The organism is Bartonella sp. AP331QHHD (assembly GCF_042195905.1).
Classification (GTDB): domain Bacteria; phylum Pseudomonadota; class Alphaproteobacteria; order Rhizobiales; family Rhizobiaceae; genus Bartonella.
On the sequence record NZ_JBHIPG010000085.1, the window covers coordinates 1 to 15,510 of the forward strand.

Annotated in this window: 20 protein-coding genes and 1 pseudogene; 2 read left to right on the forward strand and 19 right to left on the reverse strand. The window is 41.3% G+C overall.

Annotated elements, in window-relative coordinates; translation table 11 throughout:
• Positions 1 to 26: 26 nt before the first annotated feature.
• The 15 genes and pseudogenes from ACFIMS_RS09810 to ACFIMS_RS09880 form a co-directional block, all read right to left on the reverse strand.
• Positions 27 to 1,133, reverse strand: coding sequence for a phage tail protein (locus ACFIMS_RS09810; RefSeq protein ID WP_375696701.1), 1,107 nt, complete (start codon positions 1,131 to 1,133; stop codon positions 27 to 29).
• Positions 1,133 to 1,960, reverse strand: a complete 828-nt coding sequence (locus ACFIMS_RS09815) for a baseplate J/gp47 family protein (protein ID WP_375612352.1) — start codon at positions 1,958 to 1,960, stop codon at positions 1,133 to 1,135. The genes ACFIMS_RS09810 and ACFIMS_RS09815 overlap by 1 nt, the downstream gene beginning before the upstream one ends.
• On the reverse strand, positions 1,957 to 2,298 hold the full coding sequence (locus ACFIMS_RS09820; protein WP_375612353.1) for a GPW/gp25 family protein: 342 nt from the start codon (positions 2,296 to 2,298) through the stop codon (positions 1,957 to 1,959). Before ACFIMS_RS09820 ends, ACFIMS_RS09815 begins: the two co-directional genes overlap by 4 nt.
• Entirely contained in the window at positions 2,295 to 2,984 is a 690-nt protein-coding gene (locus ACFIMS_RS09825) for a phage baseplate assembly protein V (protein ID WP_375684688.1), read from the reverse strand. Before ACFIMS_RS09825 ends, ACFIMS_RS09820 begins: the two co-directional genes overlap by 4 nt.
• Positions 2,965 to 3,516 (reverse strand): hypothetical protein, encoded by a 552-nt coding sequence (locus tag ACFIMS_RS09830; RefSeq protein ID WP_375696702.1) that lies wholly within the window; start codon positions 3,514 to 3,516, stop codon positions 2,965 to 2,967. The genes ACFIMS_RS09825 and ACFIMS_RS09830 overlap by 20 nt, the downstream gene beginning before the upstream one ends.
• On the reverse strand, positions 3,513 to 3,869 hold the full coding sequence (locus tag ACFIMS_RS09835) for a hypothetical protein (protein ID WP_375683691.1): 357 nt from the start codon (positions 3,867 to 3,869) through the stop codon (positions 3,513 to 3,515). The genes ACFIMS_RS09830 and ACFIMS_RS09835 overlap by 4 nt, the downstream gene beginning before the upstream one ends.
• Before the next feature lies 1 nt (position 3,870).
• Positions 3,871 to 4,947 (reverse strand): major capsid protein, encoded by a 1,077-nt coding sequence (locus ACFIMS_RS09840; RefSeq protein ID WP_273790318.1) that lies wholly within the window; start codon positions 4,945 to 4,947, stop codon positions 3,871 to 3,873.
• A 12-nt stretch (positions 4,948 to 4,959) separates the two neighbouring features.
• Positions 4,960 to 5,328 (reverse strand): head decoration protein, encoded by a 369-nt coding sequence (locus ACFIMS_RS09845; RefSeq protein ID WP_375696703.1) that lies wholly within the window; start codon positions 5,326 to 5,328, stop codon positions 4,960 to 4,962.
• Positions 5,329 to 5,587: 259 nt separating this feature from the next.
• Complete coding sequence (locus ACFIMS_RS09850; protein WP_375682734.1) at positions 5,588 to 6,661, reverse strand: S49 family peptidase; 1,074 nt, start codon at positions 6,659 to 6,661, stop codon at positions 5,588 to 5,590.
• Positions 6,651 to 8,195 (reverse strand): phage portal protein, encoded by a 1,545-nt coding sequence (locus tag ACFIMS_RS09855; RefSeq protein WP_375613965.1) that lies wholly within the window; start codon positions 8,193 to 8,195, stop codon positions 6,651 to 6,653. Before ACFIMS_RS09855 ends, ACFIMS_RS09850 begins: the two co-directional genes overlap by 11 nt.
• Positions 8,195 to 8,443, reverse strand: coding sequence for a phage head-tail joining protein (locus ACFIMS_RS09860; RefSeq protein WP_375612364.1), 249 nt, complete (start codon positions 8,441 to 8,443; stop codon positions 8,195 to 8,197). The genes ACFIMS_RS09855 and ACFIMS_RS09860 overlap by 1 nt, the downstream gene beginning before the upstream one ends.
• Before the next feature lie 3 nt (positions 8,444 to 8,446).
• Positions 8,447 to 10,386: pseudogene (locus tag ACFIMS_RS09865) on the reverse strand (phage terminase large subunit family protein).
• Positions 10,376 to 10,945 (reverse strand): hypothetical protein, encoded by a 570-nt coding sequence (locus ACFIMS_RS09870; protein ID WP_375696704.1) that lies wholly within the window; start codon positions 10,943 to 10,945, stop codon positions 10,376 to 10,378. Before ACFIMS_RS09870 ends, ACFIMS_RS09865 begins: the two are co-directional and overlap by 11 nt.
• Before the next feature lie 352 nt (positions 10,946 to 11,297).
• On the reverse strand, positions 11,298 to 11,882 hold the full coding sequence (locus ACFIMS_RS09875; protein WP_375651458.1) for a hypothetical protein: 585 nt from the start codon (positions 11,880 to 11,882) through the stop codon (positions 11,298 to 11,300).
• Positions 11,883 to 11,885: 3 nt separating this feature from the next.
• Positions 11,886 to 12,200, reverse strand: a complete 315-nt coding sequence (locus ACFIMS_RS09880; protein WP_375651457.1) for a hypothetical protein — start codon at positions 12,198 to 12,200, stop codon at positions 11,886 to 11,888.
• A 351-nt stretch (positions 12,201 to 12,551) separates the two neighbouring features.
• Between ACFIMS_RS09880 and ACFIMS_RS09885 the strand changes: the two genes are divergently transcribed.
• Both ACFIMS_RS09885 and ACFIMS_RS09890 read left to right on the forward strand, forming a co-directional pair.
• Positions 12,552 to 12,734, forward strand: coding sequence for a type II toxin-antitoxin system HicA family toxin (locus tag ACFIMS_RS09885; protein WP_038473319.1), 183 nt, complete (start codon positions 12,552 to 12,554; stop codon positions 12,732 to 12,734).
• 20 nt (positions 12,735 to 12,754) lie between these two features.
• A complete protein-coding gene (locus ACFIMS_RS09890) occupies positions 12,755 to 13,177 on the forward strand; it encodes a HicB family protein (RefSeq protein ID WP_100131245.1) in 423 nt (140 codons plus the stop codon).
• Between the two features lie 3 nt (positions 13,178 to 13,180).
• On the opposite strand, the gene ACFIMS_RS09895 is transcribed toward ACFIMS_RS09890, so the two are convergent.
• The 4 genes from ACFIMS_RS09895 to ACFIMS_RS09910 form a co-directional block, all read right to left on the reverse strand.
• Positions 13,181 to 13,723: a hypothetical protein gene (locus ACFIMS_RS09895; RefSeq protein WP_375651456.1), complete on the reverse strand. Its 543-nt coding sequence runs from the start codon at positions 13,721 to 13,723 to the stop codon at positions 13,181 to 13,183.
• A 12-nt stretch (positions 13,724 to 13,735) separates the two neighbouring features.
• Positions 13,736 to 14,188, reverse strand: coding sequence for a single-stranded DNA-binding protein (ssb, locus tag ACFIMS_RS09900; protein ID WP_375620506.1), 453 nt, complete (start codon positions 14,186 to 14,188; stop codon positions 13,736 to 13,738).
• A gap of 191 nt (positions 14,189 to 14,379) precedes the next feature.
• A complete protein-coding gene (locus tag ACFIMS_RS09905; RefSeq protein ID WP_375651459.1) occupies positions 14,380 to 14,760 on the reverse strand; it encodes a helix-turn-helix domain-containing protein in 381 nt (126 codons plus the stop codon).
• A 245-nt stretch (positions 14,761 to 15,005) separates the two neighbouring features.
• A partial coding sequence (locus ACFIMS_RS09910; protein ID WP_375696705.1) for a hypothetical protein occupies positions 15,006 to 15,510 on the reverse strand: 505 nt, incomplete at its 5' end.

Below are 15,510 nucleotides of genomic sequence, written 5' to 3' on the forward strand. Positions count from 1 at the left end.
AGGGTAAACCACTTTCATGCTTCATATTAAAACCTCAATAAAATCTTGAATTGTTCGCGAACATCGGCACGCAAAGGAATAGTGACAGGCGTTTTGAGTATCTTTACACCACCATTCAGTTCATTGACGTCACACCAAAGCTTTCCAAGGGGGATATCTTGTTTGGGAATGCCGTGAACGAGAATAGAAACAAATGCTGCTTGTTTGCCATCAACATCGTGAAAATCTGTGCGTGCTGCAAGAAACAACAGAGTGCCGGTTGGGGAAGGGTTAAATCTGTTGCCACAATGGTTGTACACACCATCCAAAGCCTGTTCGACAGGCGCTACAGCATAGCATCTGCGATACCCAATCACGCTATTTTGGCTGTCTCTTAACACGAGATAAAGCGTGCGGTTGCTAAACCACTCTGCCATGAGTATATCGCGTTCATGTTTTTTGACCGAACACCACGGAAAATTTGCCATGTCCCATGGATAATCGATTTGTTCCCAGCTTAACTCTTCATCCCCATCATCTATCCAATTACCAATAAGCCTGCCTTCTTCTCTTGTGAGCGTGTGATTGATCTCTGTTGTGCGCCCAAAGGAAAACAAAGTGCCCCCAGCTGTTAAGCGAACACCGCTTTCATACTCCAACATGCTGTCATCAAGGCGTGACATATTGCATTCAACAGCTTGCACATCATACCCCGCAACACCACGACGAAAATCGGAGCGCAAACTTTTGGAAAGATCTGTAATCGCTTCAATGGCTTCAAGCTGTGTTCGTTCAGGCAACTGATCAAAATCAAGTTGAAAGGAGTTCCACCATGCGCGCCCCGTCCAGGCGGGTTGAAAGCGTGCCGAAATCCCTAGCCATTCAAGCCCCATCTCTATTGCCGCAAGGGAGCCACGTATCCTCTGCCATTGAAGCCCTTGATCAATCAAATCATAGAGATTTGGAACATAAGGTGTCAGTTCACCAAGCCCGTATTCTTCAATCAACCACGGCAAGAAACGGGGAGGGCGTGTGATCAGTTTTGCGCGTGAAATCCCCAAAACAGAACCATCAATATCTTGATGAAAATCGCAAGCATCGGCAAGGCGCTTTTCAAATTCTGTCGCGTTTGTGGGAAGGAGGGAACCAACCATTAGCGGGCACGTCCTTTGAAGTTTAAGGTGATTTTTCCAATCGATAAAATTTCTTCATCACAAACCATACTGTCTTGTGTTGGGGTAATGGCAATCACTTTCTGGACACCAGCAATCATTAGTTTTGAAATCCACCACGACAAACTTAATTCACGACCAATGGCTTGTTCTTGTTTCCAAGCCGTGCGTAAATTTGTTTCCATTGTTGTGAGAATTTTCAAAGATGTTTCTGGTAACAGCCAAACATCTGCTTCTAAATCCAGCACTTTTTTGACAGCAGCATGAACAATGATTGTATCATTGGTCATGATGATATTTTTTCTGTGAAGAGCTTGTGAAACTGCTTGTATGAGATCTTCAGAGGCTGTTCCTTCTTCATTATTACCAAAAAGAGCAACATAGATGGTTGGGTCTTTGCCTTTACGATAGATAATGGCATCTTTCACTCGACTATCGGCTGTTAAGGCGATAAGTTTGTAATAGGGTTCTGTTCCACTTCCGTTTCCTCCACGGGCATGAAGCTGTATGCGTTCACGATATCTCTCGTCACTTTCACCCTCCATGCGGGCAAGACCATGCCAGTTTCCCAAAGCATCAAGAGATTCACCGGTTGCAAAATCAAGAATGTTGTTGCGTGCTGCCTCATTAATACGCTGTCTTAAAAGCAACTCTCGATAGCTAAAAGCCTCTATGACTTTTACGGCCGGATCACTTTCAAGAATGGTATATTCAGGCAAAAGCTCTTTTAAATGGACAAGAGCAGCAGCGCGTATTTCTTCAAAAGAAAGTTCTGTGATGATGTCTGGTTTTGCAAGCACTCCATTCATTTTATCAATAATCCTTCCATGGTAATGGGCTTGCCGGATGGCAAATAAATGCCTTCAAAGGATAAAGAAACGTGTCCATTCTCACCCCTTTTAAAATCAATTTTTTTCAATTTAAAACGCGGTTCCCACTTGTCTAAAGCCTCAGCAACAGCAGCATAAAGAGCAACAGCAAAAGCATTATTAACCGGTGCATCAATGAGTTCAGCAACACGTGAACCATAATCACGCCGCATTACACGCGAACCAATCCGCGTTAACAAAATATCAAGGATTGATTGACGCAAATGATCAATGCCGGTTAATGGCTTTCCCGTTGTGCGGTCCATTCCACTGTTCAATTGGGACCTCCTGTCATAGAACCACCAGGGGAAACACCGCCATGAACATGTGTTGCTCCTACATTGGTGCCGTTATGTCTTAATCCACTTGAATGAATGGAAACATTATTTCCAGAATGAAGAGAGAGACTATCATTCGAATTCAGTGAAATGCTACTACCTGCCTTCAAAGAGATGCCGCCTTTTGCGTTTAAATTTATATCGCTTTCTGAAACAATCTTTATGCCATCTGGTGCGGTAAGCTCTAGCTTGCCACCATCACCTTTTAGTGACACACCATCAGCGATTGTCAGGATAAACTTTCCGCCGGATTTGATGTGAATTCCATAAGTGTTTTGTTCATCATCATATTCAAGGCTGGTTCCATCAGGGTATATCGTTCGGTGAATGCTGCCCTTATCGGCTGCTTGATTAGCATCTGTATGAAGTGAACCAATAATCACCCCTTGTGATAAATCCCCTGATGACGAGATAACAACTACTTGCTCTCCAACATCGCGTCCTTCATAAGAACGTGTTTTACCGGCGCGGGCTTGGGTATCTGGAATCCAGTCACTGACAAGATTGCCACTTTTTACCCGATAGCGTGCGTTTTTATGGTCGACATGGCTAATCTTCCCCACCACAACCATATTGGCCACACGTCTCTTTAGATCTGTGATTTCTTTATCGCGTCGCTCTAACATGTCCACCTTCAATTTTATGGTATTTATCTTTATTTCTCACGCCTGTTTCTGGTTCAAAACTTAAGAAAGGTTCAACGATTCTTGCTGTTACACTGCCTTCTTCTTCATTCATGTTGGGGATATTTGTCACATAAATGACTTCAAAGGTTAAAATTGCACCGTGGAGTGCTAGAGCGCCATTATCACCAAAGGCAAAAGCAATATTTTGCAGGCGGCATGTCTCAACGGTGTTGTTAAGATTGGGGTTGGCATGGAAAATCTCTTCAACTTCCCATGCTAATTGGTCAACAAAACGTGCGCCATCTTCACATGTTGCATAGCATTCAACATCTACTGTTAAAACACGCCGCCTTAAGCCAAAATCATGTCTATCTTCAATTGTTTCACTTTGTGTTGAGATATTAATAGCTGGCATTGTTTCAATAAATAAATTGAAGTCACGCATATTGAAAACATTGTCACCAGCTGCCGTCTTTGCTGCTTTGATCAACGCAACAAATGTTTCTCTTATCGTTTCGCGTGGATGTTTCATTGTTTTATCTCTCGCAAGATAAGCTTATACATACCGGATTCAGAGGCTTGGACATCTGTGATCACAAAGTGCTCTTGAGAAGAGGGGGCTTTGTTGTTTTCAGGAGAGATGATCACAATACTATCTTGAGGTTTTGGTGGTACTCCCCCGATATCATTGATACAAAGGTCAAGTTCCTTTTTTGCGATTGTCGTGGGGATTCTGCCTCCAGCTTCCGATTCCGAATGTTTAATGCCGTAAATCGCTGTAATTTGAAACGATTGTTGATTGTCTTTTCTGGTGTAGATGACGGGCTGCCCAAAGGTGTTACGCACATCTTTAACCATTTGGTTTAGCAGCCCGTTCCACCGCATGTTATTTCGCTCCAATCACTGCTTTAAACAGCATTTCAGGGCGTGTACAAATATAAAGCGGATAGCTATAGACCTCCGGTTTTACCCATGCATTACGGTCGTGGTCGACGATAAGCATCGTGTAGAGAGGTCTTCCAACCGTGTTGGCAAAATCCAAGCTTTCACCAGGAGCAAAGGTTTTTTGGAATACACCAGGCGCATCAACAGGAAAGAATTGACATTCATCCGGCTTAATGCCTATAGCGCGCTTTGTTCCAGCCTTCGCACTCACATTATAGTTGTGAATACTCCGGTAATTAATGAAAGTCACACCCGCAAAGTCAAAACTACCAAAGCTCCCAGAGCCAATCGAACTTGGTGTTGCAACACCTCCGGCGCTATTGAGTGTCTGTGCTAAGGCTGTGTTTAAATAGGTCTCACGAATTGTTTTATGGTTTTTCAACTTGGAAAAGAATTCATTACCACAAAGCCCAATAATCCGCGAACGATCAGAAAATGCTCCTTTTGAAGCTTCAATCATCCTCATAATGACTTGATCAACATGGTCCGCAACATTGGTTGTCTCATTATTTAATTTAAAATCAATCGGCTTTGGTGGTGCGATTTCCCATTCTTTGTACCAATCGACAATTACGGAACCATCAGCATCAAGGACAACACCTTGAACAGCGCCAAGCTGCATATTTTCCCATGTCAATTCGATTTCAGAAATCAGTTTCTTTTGTTTTCTGGCAATATATTTCATTGCTGTCTCTAACTGATCTTCTGCGCCAAATTCACGACGGTTTTGGATTTCCTCTGATTTCACCGTATCACTTTTGGCAATCCGTGTTGTTTTGAAAAACCGAAGATTACGACCCTCTCTATCACCTTCTGTCAAAGGTGCGCCACGTTCACTGGTTTGAATAAGCGAAAATGTATTATCACGCCGTTCAATACCAACCACTGTGGTACTGGTTTCAACTTCTTCAAAAAGATTAAGAGAACTTACAAGACCAGGTTGAAACTCATAGTTTTCAATGGCTTTCATCATTGTGATGCTTGAGAAAGCATCATGTTTAAAAAAATTCATATCCATGTGTGCATTCTCCTATCGCAATAGAATGTTGTTATGGTCTTCTAAAGACTGAATGGCTGCTTTCTTTTGCTCATCCGTGATGGCATCTGGCCATAGAAGTTCAGAAGCTTTTACAGTGCATAAGCGTGCTGTAATCACAGCGCGTTGATCGGCGCCTGTTGCGTCAACAGTAGCAAAAGAAATCCCTGCCGGTGTTTGACTGCCATCTGTTGCTGCTGGATTAAGGGGGACATAGTATTCCGTTGTGGTTATCTTTCCCATGACAGTTCCCGCTTCAATGAATGCTCCTGATGCAAACAGCACTTCTTCATTTGACATATCGGGGTCGTAAGGTCCAAGATAAGCGCCATTGCGTACGTCGTCATAAATAATATTCGTCATTTCACTGCCCTCCAAGCTGCTTCCCATTTTGCGTGAATCTTTGCCTTGCTCGTCCCATCACTATGAGGGGTATAAGGCGAGACTTTTAAAGACGCGCTTTGAGAGCTAGCAGCCGTCAACACACACTGGCGTGCTTTCTCGAGACTCATACCGTTTTGAATAGCTTTTGCTGCGTCAAAAGAAACGCCTAAGTGCTTTGCTTGCCTTTCAAGGGTTGTTAGTGCTTTTGCGCGCTTTCTTTCTTTTTCAAGAGCAGCTTTTATGTTTTCCTGCTTGTCCTCATTGTCTTCATCCTCATCTTCGTTTTCTTCTTCATCGTCGAAGTCTTCGGCGTTTTTGTCGATGTCACTATCGTCTTCGTCCTCTTCCTCGTCATTGATGATGTCGACAATCTTTTCGTCATCCTCTTCTTCAGCGCGGTATTGTGTGCGTGCCATGTGTTTTGTCCTTCTTTTTCTGTTGATGTTGGGTTTTGTGATATGGAATCCGTTAAAGCTTCCAACGCTTGCGCAAGAGTGCCCTGCGCATCTGCTAATCCAAGCGTGATCGCTTGGGTGCCTATAAAAGTTTCTGCTTTTGTGTCACGAATTGCAGCAGCATTTAAGCGTCTGTTTTGCGCCACCAAATCGACAAACATCTCGTAGAGCAGGGCGCAATCGGCTTGCATTTTTATCTGTGCTGTATCGCTCAAGGGTTCATGAGGGTTGCCATGGGTTTTGTGATCACCTTCAAAGACAAAGGTCCATTTATGCCCGTGTTTTTCATCTGCACGGGATTGGTCAAGATGGGCACAAACAACCCCAATCGAGCCCACAACCCCTGTGCGAGCTACCCATATTTGAGAAGCCGCACAAGCAATGGCATAAGCTGCAGAACAAGCAAACTCATTGGCATGTGCCCAAATGGGCTTGTCGTATTGTTTTGAGAGTGTTTGAAACTCTTCAACCAAATCAAACACACCACCGGCTTCTCCACCGCCGCTATCAATATCAAGTAAAACAGCGCGAACATCAGGTTGTGCAATGGCTTCACGAAAAGAAGCGCTTAAACCTTCATAAGAGGTTAGCCCCGATAAAGCCCCAAGCCATGCACCACGGCGCACAAGCGTGCCATGAACCGGTATTATGGCAACATTGTTTTGTACTACATAAGTTTCAGGGGGTCTTAAAGCTTCTGTATTCTCTTGCGAATAAGCTTCAATGGGAAACTTTTCTCCCTCAAAAAGGCGTGGTGCAAGAGCATTCAAAATGATATCAAGCTTTGTCGAGGCAAGCATATGAGGAACCCCAAAAAGCCGTGATGCCAAAAACGGCATATCAAGATTATTCACCATTTTTATGTGCCTCACTGCCTTGGTTACTTTCATAAGTTTCAGAAGGTTCTGAATCTGCGGTATCAATTACTTGATTGCTATCAGAGGTCGCTGCCATATCCGTGTCAAAAGATAAGCCGCGCGCACGAGCGTCTGTGTGCTCTTCTTGCAGTTCGGCATGAATGCTGTCGATATCAAAGCCACGCTCGGCAAGTGCCATGCGTCGTGTTTTCAAGCCTGCACGAATTTCTTCTTTTTCCGCTGAGATATCCTTGTTTGGATCAATCATTTCAAGCGGGGGTGCAAAGCTTTCACATTGAAGCCATGGCAAGGAATTTTCTTCCCACCCTGGCAAATTGACGCATCCAGCAAGCACTGCCATTTCAACAAAACGCTCCCAAACAATGCGGTTAAACTGAAAGGCAATAATATGTTCACGCCATTGTTTGACGTGCCGTCTAAACTGAATGATGGAGGTGCGTACATTTGAAAAATTCCCCCGCGTAACGTCTCCAGTCACAACGGCATAAGGCATATTAAGTGCTGCACAAATTTTCAAGATATTGCGAAATTGAAAAGCCTCATAAGAGCCACCAACCTCAACAGGATTTGAGAATGTAACTTCTTTATTCTCTCCTAAATAAAGAGATGCACCGGGCGCAATGACAGGTGCTTTGTATTCTTCTTCAACGTTGTTTTTATCACGATTATCGGATAATTTTTCGACGTTTGGTGAATTGTCCTTGACAAACGCCGCGAAAAGAGCCGCCGTCCTTTTTCTATCGAGTTCTGCGTCGTCATAGGATTCGAGTTGAAAGATCTTTGTCATAGCGCGCGTTATTTTTGGAGAACCGCGCAATTGTCCGGCAATACGGCGCTCTTTGATATGAATGACCATTTCAGCAGGGACACGCACGCGCTCTTGGCTCTCAAATGCCATATTTGCAGGGACATCATCATAGGGGTGATGTTCCCAGAAATGATAAGCAACGCGCTTGCCACTGGCATTAAATTCAATCCCCATACGAATGTAATTGCCTTCAATATCAGCCGGTCCATTGTAAGTAAGGTCTAACATTTCGGTGGGATAAACTTGTAATTGAAGCGGCACACCAGAGCGCCCGTAGAGGTCAACATAATGTAGTCTTACAAAACATTCACCAGTTAGAAAGACTTCTCGTGCAATGGTTGCTTGAAGTCCATAAAAATTGGCATCTTCATCATAGTCCGCCTCATCAACCCATTGCCACCATAAGTCTAAAAGCTTTTTCTTTTCTTCTTGAAAACCTTCAATACGAGGATAAGGTTTAATCCCATCACTAACAGCCGCAGAGACCCATTCTTCCGTTGCAGACCCATAAAGAGATTCATTATCATAAAGCCATCTTGAACGAGCAACAATGGTATCACCACATTCTTCAATCGCTTTATTGATATGTTTTTTTGCGGGGTCAAAACCACCCATACGGCGGCTTTTACTTGCAGCTTCAAAAGGCGGATTGTGTTGACGAGAAATTGTAAAAAAGCCTGTGAGTTTATTGAAAAAACCAGCCATTAATAGCCTCGTGATATATTAAAATAGAAAACGCGTGAACGCTTGCGCCCTTCAAGGTTGGCTATTTGTATGTTCAGCATCTCAAGCGCTCTGCGAAGTTCCTCAACAGAACGATTGCTGACTTGCTTATCGCCGTGACGCACTGATTGCGCACCCGAATAAAGAGCCTCTTCAATTTGTTCACGCCGCCTTTTTAAACTTTCCAGTCTGTCAATTTTGCTGTTAATTGGTTCTAAAGTTTCACCCACAAATTACCTCCAATCCCCTCGCATATAAGGATTCATCACTGTTCTGGATTGTTTCCTTTGAGGTTTTGCTATCTGAGATCTTCTTGGAGAAGTGAATGAAGAAATCCCAGATGTTGGTTGCTCTACAGAACCTTCAATTTTAAGTTTTTCCAAACGCTCTTCTAAGATATCAACTTCTCGATTAAGGTTTATTCCCGCCGAAATCAGACCTTGTAAAGCCGCATAAGCATAGACCCTACAATCCAAGGCTTCGTTTCTTGCCTTTTCACTTTTTTGCCATTCAATACGCTTGAAGCCTTTGAAATATTTGATGACTTTTCTTTCAGCGGTTAGCTGGTCAAAATATTCCTGGTCAAGGCTTTTGTGAAAGTGTGTTGCACCAGCCCCTGATGCTTCAGGTCCCGATTTTTTAAACCGTGCCGTGATAATATCTTTTGCCGCGTCAACACCAACAATATAGAGATTAATCTGTCCTTTATTGTTTTTGCTTGGTCGGCGTGGCCATACCGCACGCCATCCCGCTTGCCCCTTAATGCCCCAGATACGCCGCCCTTCACGCGGGCGTACATAATTATAAACTGCCTGTGTGTGTCCACCACCGGTATCAATGCAAGCCGCTGTTATCCTAATCCCCTCTTTATAGCCTGGATGCGGCCAACGTTTTGCAAGATATTCATCCAATTGGTCCCACACTTCAAAAGAAGAGGGATCACCAAGGATCACTTGATAATCAATATGCCAACTTTCTTCACTACGCCCCCATCCCACCACTTCAAGCTCTAAACGGTCATTTTGCACATCAATGCCTGCTGTCAACACGACGGATTGTTCTGGTGCAAGGGGATAATCTTCGCGTTTTGCATAGAGGCTATCAGGATCAACAACTTCGCCTGTTCTGTCCTCCCATGGCTCTCCAAGCACTGTATTAATAAAAACTTGCAAAAGAGCAGGGTCTTCTTTGGCTCTTAAAAATTCGCGCGCACAATCGCCCCAAGTCAGCCATGGCGAATAAAGCGCTGAAATATGGTAAGAACGCAGACGAGGCTTACTTGACTCCTGTGTTGCGATCCAACAAGCACCGTTTTCTTCTGCCATTAAGGTGGACTTACGATGTTCGGCATGTTCATGACCACAATGCGCACAAACAAAAACAGCTTTTTCGGGGGCGCCTTTTGGCCACTTAATTTGTGACCAAACAATGGGTTGTAGAACACCACATGCATCACAAGGGACATTGTAATATCTCTGATCACCTAGCACAAAATCCTTGGCTACACGGCTTGTGTCACGGTGTTGGACAATTTAAAAATTTTACGTTGAATAAAAGCAGAGGTTCGTTTTTCCGCAATTGTTACAGGATCGCCTTCATTATCGACATTCAATGGGTAAGCATCGACTTCATCCAAAACCAAATAGCGAATAGGAGAAGAACGCAATCCAGCAGCACTATTTGCTCCTGTAATCATCAATGTCCCCCCATAAAATTCCTTTGAAAACATTGTATTTCCACTGTCTCTTGCACGAGCAGGAGCAATGCGTTCACTTAAAGCAGGGCTAGCTGAAATCATCGGATCAAGACGAGACTTTGACAGTTTCTTAGCGGTCTCAACTGTCGGCATTACATAAAGGGCAGGTCCTGGACTATGATGAATGGCATAACCACAAAAGTTCAACGCTGCTTCCGACATTCCAATCTGAGCCCCCTTCATCACAACCGTTGTTTCAGTCGGATCATAAACAGAAAGATTATCCATGATCTCTCGTAAATAGGGGGTACGTATAGTCCTCCATAATCCAGGCTCAGCACTCGTAACTGTGCTCAAATAACGATTTTTATCAGCCCACTGGGAAACAGTATAAGGCGGGTCAGGACGGCGTCCTTCATTCGCATAGCAAAAAAAGAGCCCAGCACCAGAGGACGAGGGCGAAGCATCACTTATCATGTTCTGGATTCTCTTCTAAAATGTTGGGATCGTGAAAAGAAACAGGGACGACATTTTCCACTAAAGCTTTGCGCATATGATGATCGATAGCTCCAATAAGGCTCGCAGCATCACATCCCACTTGCGCCGCAATTTCAGTACCAAAGCGATAGGCAAAATTGAGCATTGTATCTCGATGCGCTCTTCCAAAGTTCCATGCTTCTTTTCTCACTTCTTCACGATCAACAGTGGTTTCGCGTAACTTTTCCAGAGCAATCTTTTCTTTTGCTAGCGCAACTTGCATCCGCTCTAGTTTTATCTTGTATTCATTGGCTCCATCTGTGGAGGCTTGTTTGATCTTTGTCTGCGGTTGACCATCCGGTGCTAAAAATGGAGCAGGGCGCTTTGTTGGATTCTCATTCCAGATAGCTGTTGCAAGCGCTTCATTGACAGAACCATCTTCAAAAAGAGCCGCATCAAATTTACCTGTCTTTATCCGAGAAACCACTGCATTATGTGAAACACCCATCTTCTTCGCAAACGCACGAACCGATAGACCCTTACGATTCTTCTTATTCATAGTTGCTCCTTGCCTTCTTTTCTGTCCTAAGAAGGAGGTGGTTACGGCGTATTAGGATAAAGAGAGATTTACGGTACCAACTGAAAAACAAGATTTAATACGATAAGGAAATACTTAACACATTAAATTCGTTATTTATCAATGAGTTATGTGTACAATGTACAGTCAAATTGAAAATTCTGTCGCTAGCGATAGTTCGCGCTCGTCCGCCCCGCAACAGACCCAACCCGCTGGGAAGTACCTTTTGCATTGATTTTATTGTATTTTTTCTGGAAAAAACCAAAGCGCAAATGATAATCTGCTTTAAAAATTACAATTAAAGTGAGTAGCGTGTTGACATAGCTTAAGAACATTATTTAGCTTTCTTATTGGCGGCATATTCTTGACGAGCAAGTTGGTACTGTATGTTGGCAATTAATCTTTCATTGGCTTCTTTTACAATAGTACTTGCAATCTCTGGCTTGGACATCACCCCAGCAATGGAGGGTCCTTTTTGTTTTGCAATGGGGAATTGATCTCCATCGGCTCTTTGAAACACATTCCCATTCAGCTTTTTTAATTCAACGCGCTTTGGAAAACTCCCACCTTTGATAAAAGCATGGGGTAATATTTCTTTCTTTCCAAACAGTGTGTAAGTTACGCCGCGTTTTGTTTCGTTTGCTTTAAAAAATTTAAGAGGTATCGGTGTTCCAGAACCAATGATATCTGTCTCAAGAAACCTTGCTGTTGCCTTTTCTTTAATATAAACACCTCTTCTTATACGCTTTATTTGGGCTGATGAGATGTCTGCAACTTGCTTTTCAGTGAAGCGTTCAACTTGTTTTGCTGTAGTGTTTAGAGCATTACGCAGAGCCCAATTAAGGCGAGGGGCTTGAAGGCTTGTGAAGGTATCTTTTGCCTGTTGAAGATACCATTTTTGGTGGATGATTAACTTCAACTTCTAAGCCTTTTTTGGGGTAGGTGACTTGGAAGCTTTAGATGCTTTTGGCTGTTCGAGTGGAATTTCCTCTGTCACTGGTTCAGACGATGTTTGTACGGCTTCTTGTTCTATCTGTTTAATTTGTTCAATTGCCTTATCTGTTTTTGCTGTTGTCTTGACGTCAACAAAAAGTTTTGCAGCATTGGCGCGCTTGAGACGTGCGTAGACTTGATTAGAAACTTCAACAAATGGATTATTGGGAGTTGAAGTTTCAAAACGAACAGTGCTTTTATTATCGCCAACAACACACATTGGCTTGGTGATGATTGCTTTCATCTTCGCTCCTTTTGAGGCAATGAATTAATGACATCATTGGTTACTGAATGGCGTTTGATATGTGCAAAATAGATTAGTCTGTTTTATCAATAAAAACAGTACTTTAAGCCCTCTTGAAAGCTTAAGATTTTATCAAATTTTAGGGGATATTTTTGAATTTTAGACGCAATACAACCAGTGCCGTACTGCCACTAAATACGATTTTTCACGTATTGTCAATAGAAAAATCACGATATTGTGTATTTTTAATTTTTTTGATCAAAACTTAGTATTTTAAAAGCCAATCTTTAATTTTATACAAATAACAACATTTATGTTGTATTTAAACATTTTAGATGTTATATTATATTTATGAACAGTCAAGAATTAAAAAGATATCTTACGAAACATGGTTGCAGTTTTACCTCAGGGAAAGGTGGCCATTTGCTTGTAAAACGTGGTTCTAAAAAATCCGTTTTACCTATGCATGGTACGCGGAAAGAATTAGGAACGGGATTAGTTCAAAAGATTCTTAAAGATCTTGACCTAAGGTAAGTCTGAATATGGAGATGTAAATGAAATATGCACTTAAGTTTATCAAAGATGACAATGATACTCTTCTTGTCGTTTCCAAAGACTTTCAAGAATTTATTACCTATGGTAACGACGAAAAAGAGGCTTTGGAACACGCTAAAAATGCCCTTTTAACAGTTATTATGGGGCGTTTCCAAGATCGAGAAGTGGTCCCTTTTGGAGCTCGTGATGCTGCCTATCCTTTTGTTGAAGTATCTTCATTAGTTATTTTAAAAATTGCAATACACAACGCTATGGTTGAAAAGAATTTACGCAAAGCTGATCTCGTGCGTCTTTTAAAACTTCACCCAATACAAATTGACCGATTATTGGATTTAAACCACGCAACAAAATTAGATGCTTTAGAATCCACTCTCATTGCTCTTGGAAAAGAGATCACTATCAATGTTCAAAATGCTGCTTAAAATTTAGCGGTTTTGTATAAAATGTTTATGAAGTGCATTCAGAGCAACATACAGCGAACCGACAAGATGTGGCAGTGATTGATCTTCACTAACAAGATACTGTAGCGCGGCATAAAGGTTGTGCTGTCTATAAAGGCATTGTGCTTCTTTTAGCACCTCTTTCATTGCTTCATAGTAATGAGTAGTTTTTTCAATCCATTGTTTTTTTGCCTCTTCATTTAAAGATGGAGTAAAGTCATCATAAATTGCATTTGGTAAGGCTTTTGCACAGAGATAATTATTTCTCACTTCAAGATATTTTTGTGCAGCATCATACTGATCTTGATTAATTACACCTTGCAGATAAAGCCGTCCGATATAAGTAGCGGAAAGCGGATTTTTAGCCTCTTCTATGGTCAAACAGAAGCGTTTGGCACGCATTTCAATTGCCAATTTATCCATGGGTTCATGCGGTGTTTTTGCTCGTGAGATACGTCCATTTGGTTCTCTGATACATCCTTTAATCCGAGGACGACCGCGTTTTGCACGTTTTTTTCTTTTTGTCATATTTTTTTTCAATCAGAATGGGACGCTATCGTTAAGAGCCGTTCTATAATCTTGAGCCCCTGAAGCGATAGCATAATTTTGAGAAGTAATAGGTGAAGGGGTAGGGGATGCCGATTGATCTTTCTTTGCATCAAGCAAATACAATTCACCTTTGAATTGTGGTAAGACAATCTCTGTTGTGTAACGGTCATGCCCATTTTTATCTTGCCATTTGCGTGTCTGTAATTTTCCTTCTATGTAAACCTTTGAACCTTTGTTTAGATACTGAAGTGCAATTTTTGCCAAATGTGGATTAAAAATCACCACGGAATGCCATTCTGTTTTCTCTACTTTTTGATTGGTTTTTTTATCTGTATAGCTCTCAGAAGTCGCTATACTAAAATTGACTATTTCTGCTCCAGAATTCATTGTTTTGCTTTCGGGATTGGCACCAAGGCGCCCGATTAACGTCACTTTATTTAGCATATTTTAGTTANGGCACCAAGGCGCCCGATTAACGTCACTTTATTTAGCATATTTTAGTTACCTTAAATTTGTATTTAAATATGTAAAAAATCTTAGCATAATTTTATTATTTTTTCAATTATTTCAATGATATATTATTAATTATTAACATATAACATTACGTTTTGTGGTGTACGTATAAGATAAGGAGATCAAGGGATTTTATTTTGCAAGCAGCGTTTCTTTTCCATTTTCACCATAAATTCCTTAAACTCTGTTAGCTCTTGTTGTGAAAGGTGTTTAAAAGTTCTACAAAACGTGTTAGCCATTTCATGGTTAAGTGGATCAGAAGAATTCATTATAAAATTCTTTCGGCAAATATCAGCCTCTTTTCTTAAAAGAGAAGCCATGTTTTGATCTAAAGCGTACAGCTTTATGATCTTTTCTTCCATTCCTACTGGAACAGATTTCTTGCCAATCTCAACAGAAGATAAAAATGCTACAGATATGCCTAGTTTATCAGCCATATCTAAGAACCGTTCAAAGCGATCAAGGCGAATTTTGCGTAAAGTTTTGCCAAATGGTGTAAGCATGTGATTAAAGCTCCTATTCATGCAATCAAGCTGCTTTGAGACGTGATATTGTGTTTTTTTCAAAAATTTCTTTGACTTTTCCATAAAGTATAGCCTTGCCGCCTGGATATCTTAATGGTGAGCAGATATGAGTCATCGTTACGTGCCTTTTTAGGTGTTTTTTGATGTTTTGTTGATTTCATCAATCGATGTTAAGAAGATACAATACCGATTAACCAAAAAAGTCTTATAAATCGGAGATTTTACTATGGCTTTTTAGTACAAGACTGTAGTATGTAGATGGATATGTTTATTAAATTGCGTGTACGAAACATAAGAAACAATACACAGCATAAAAAATAGTACCAAAGTACAATGTCTAAATACCCAAATACGGTATCCAATGAAAAAGAAAACTGGTGTTCCACGTGCTTAGAGGTGACAGGCAAAGAAACCGTTTCTTTATAACTATTTGGAAAAATTAAAACGACAAGCGCTAAAATTATTATATTTAAAAGTCTGTGCATATACTGTTGTAAATCACGTGTTAGTTTCACCCAACCCGTTGAATCATCATGTTTATATTTTGGATTATTTTGCAATTCAAAAGGAATATTAGAATTGCATAAAATTACAAAAATATTTGTTATTATTATCAAACCAAAAGATGCAAATATCAAAATACTTTGGATAAAGTAGGGATTTTTTTTAATTCCTAAAAAACATAAAAATATAAAAGTTATAATGCCAAACAAGGCTCTTAGCTGTTTA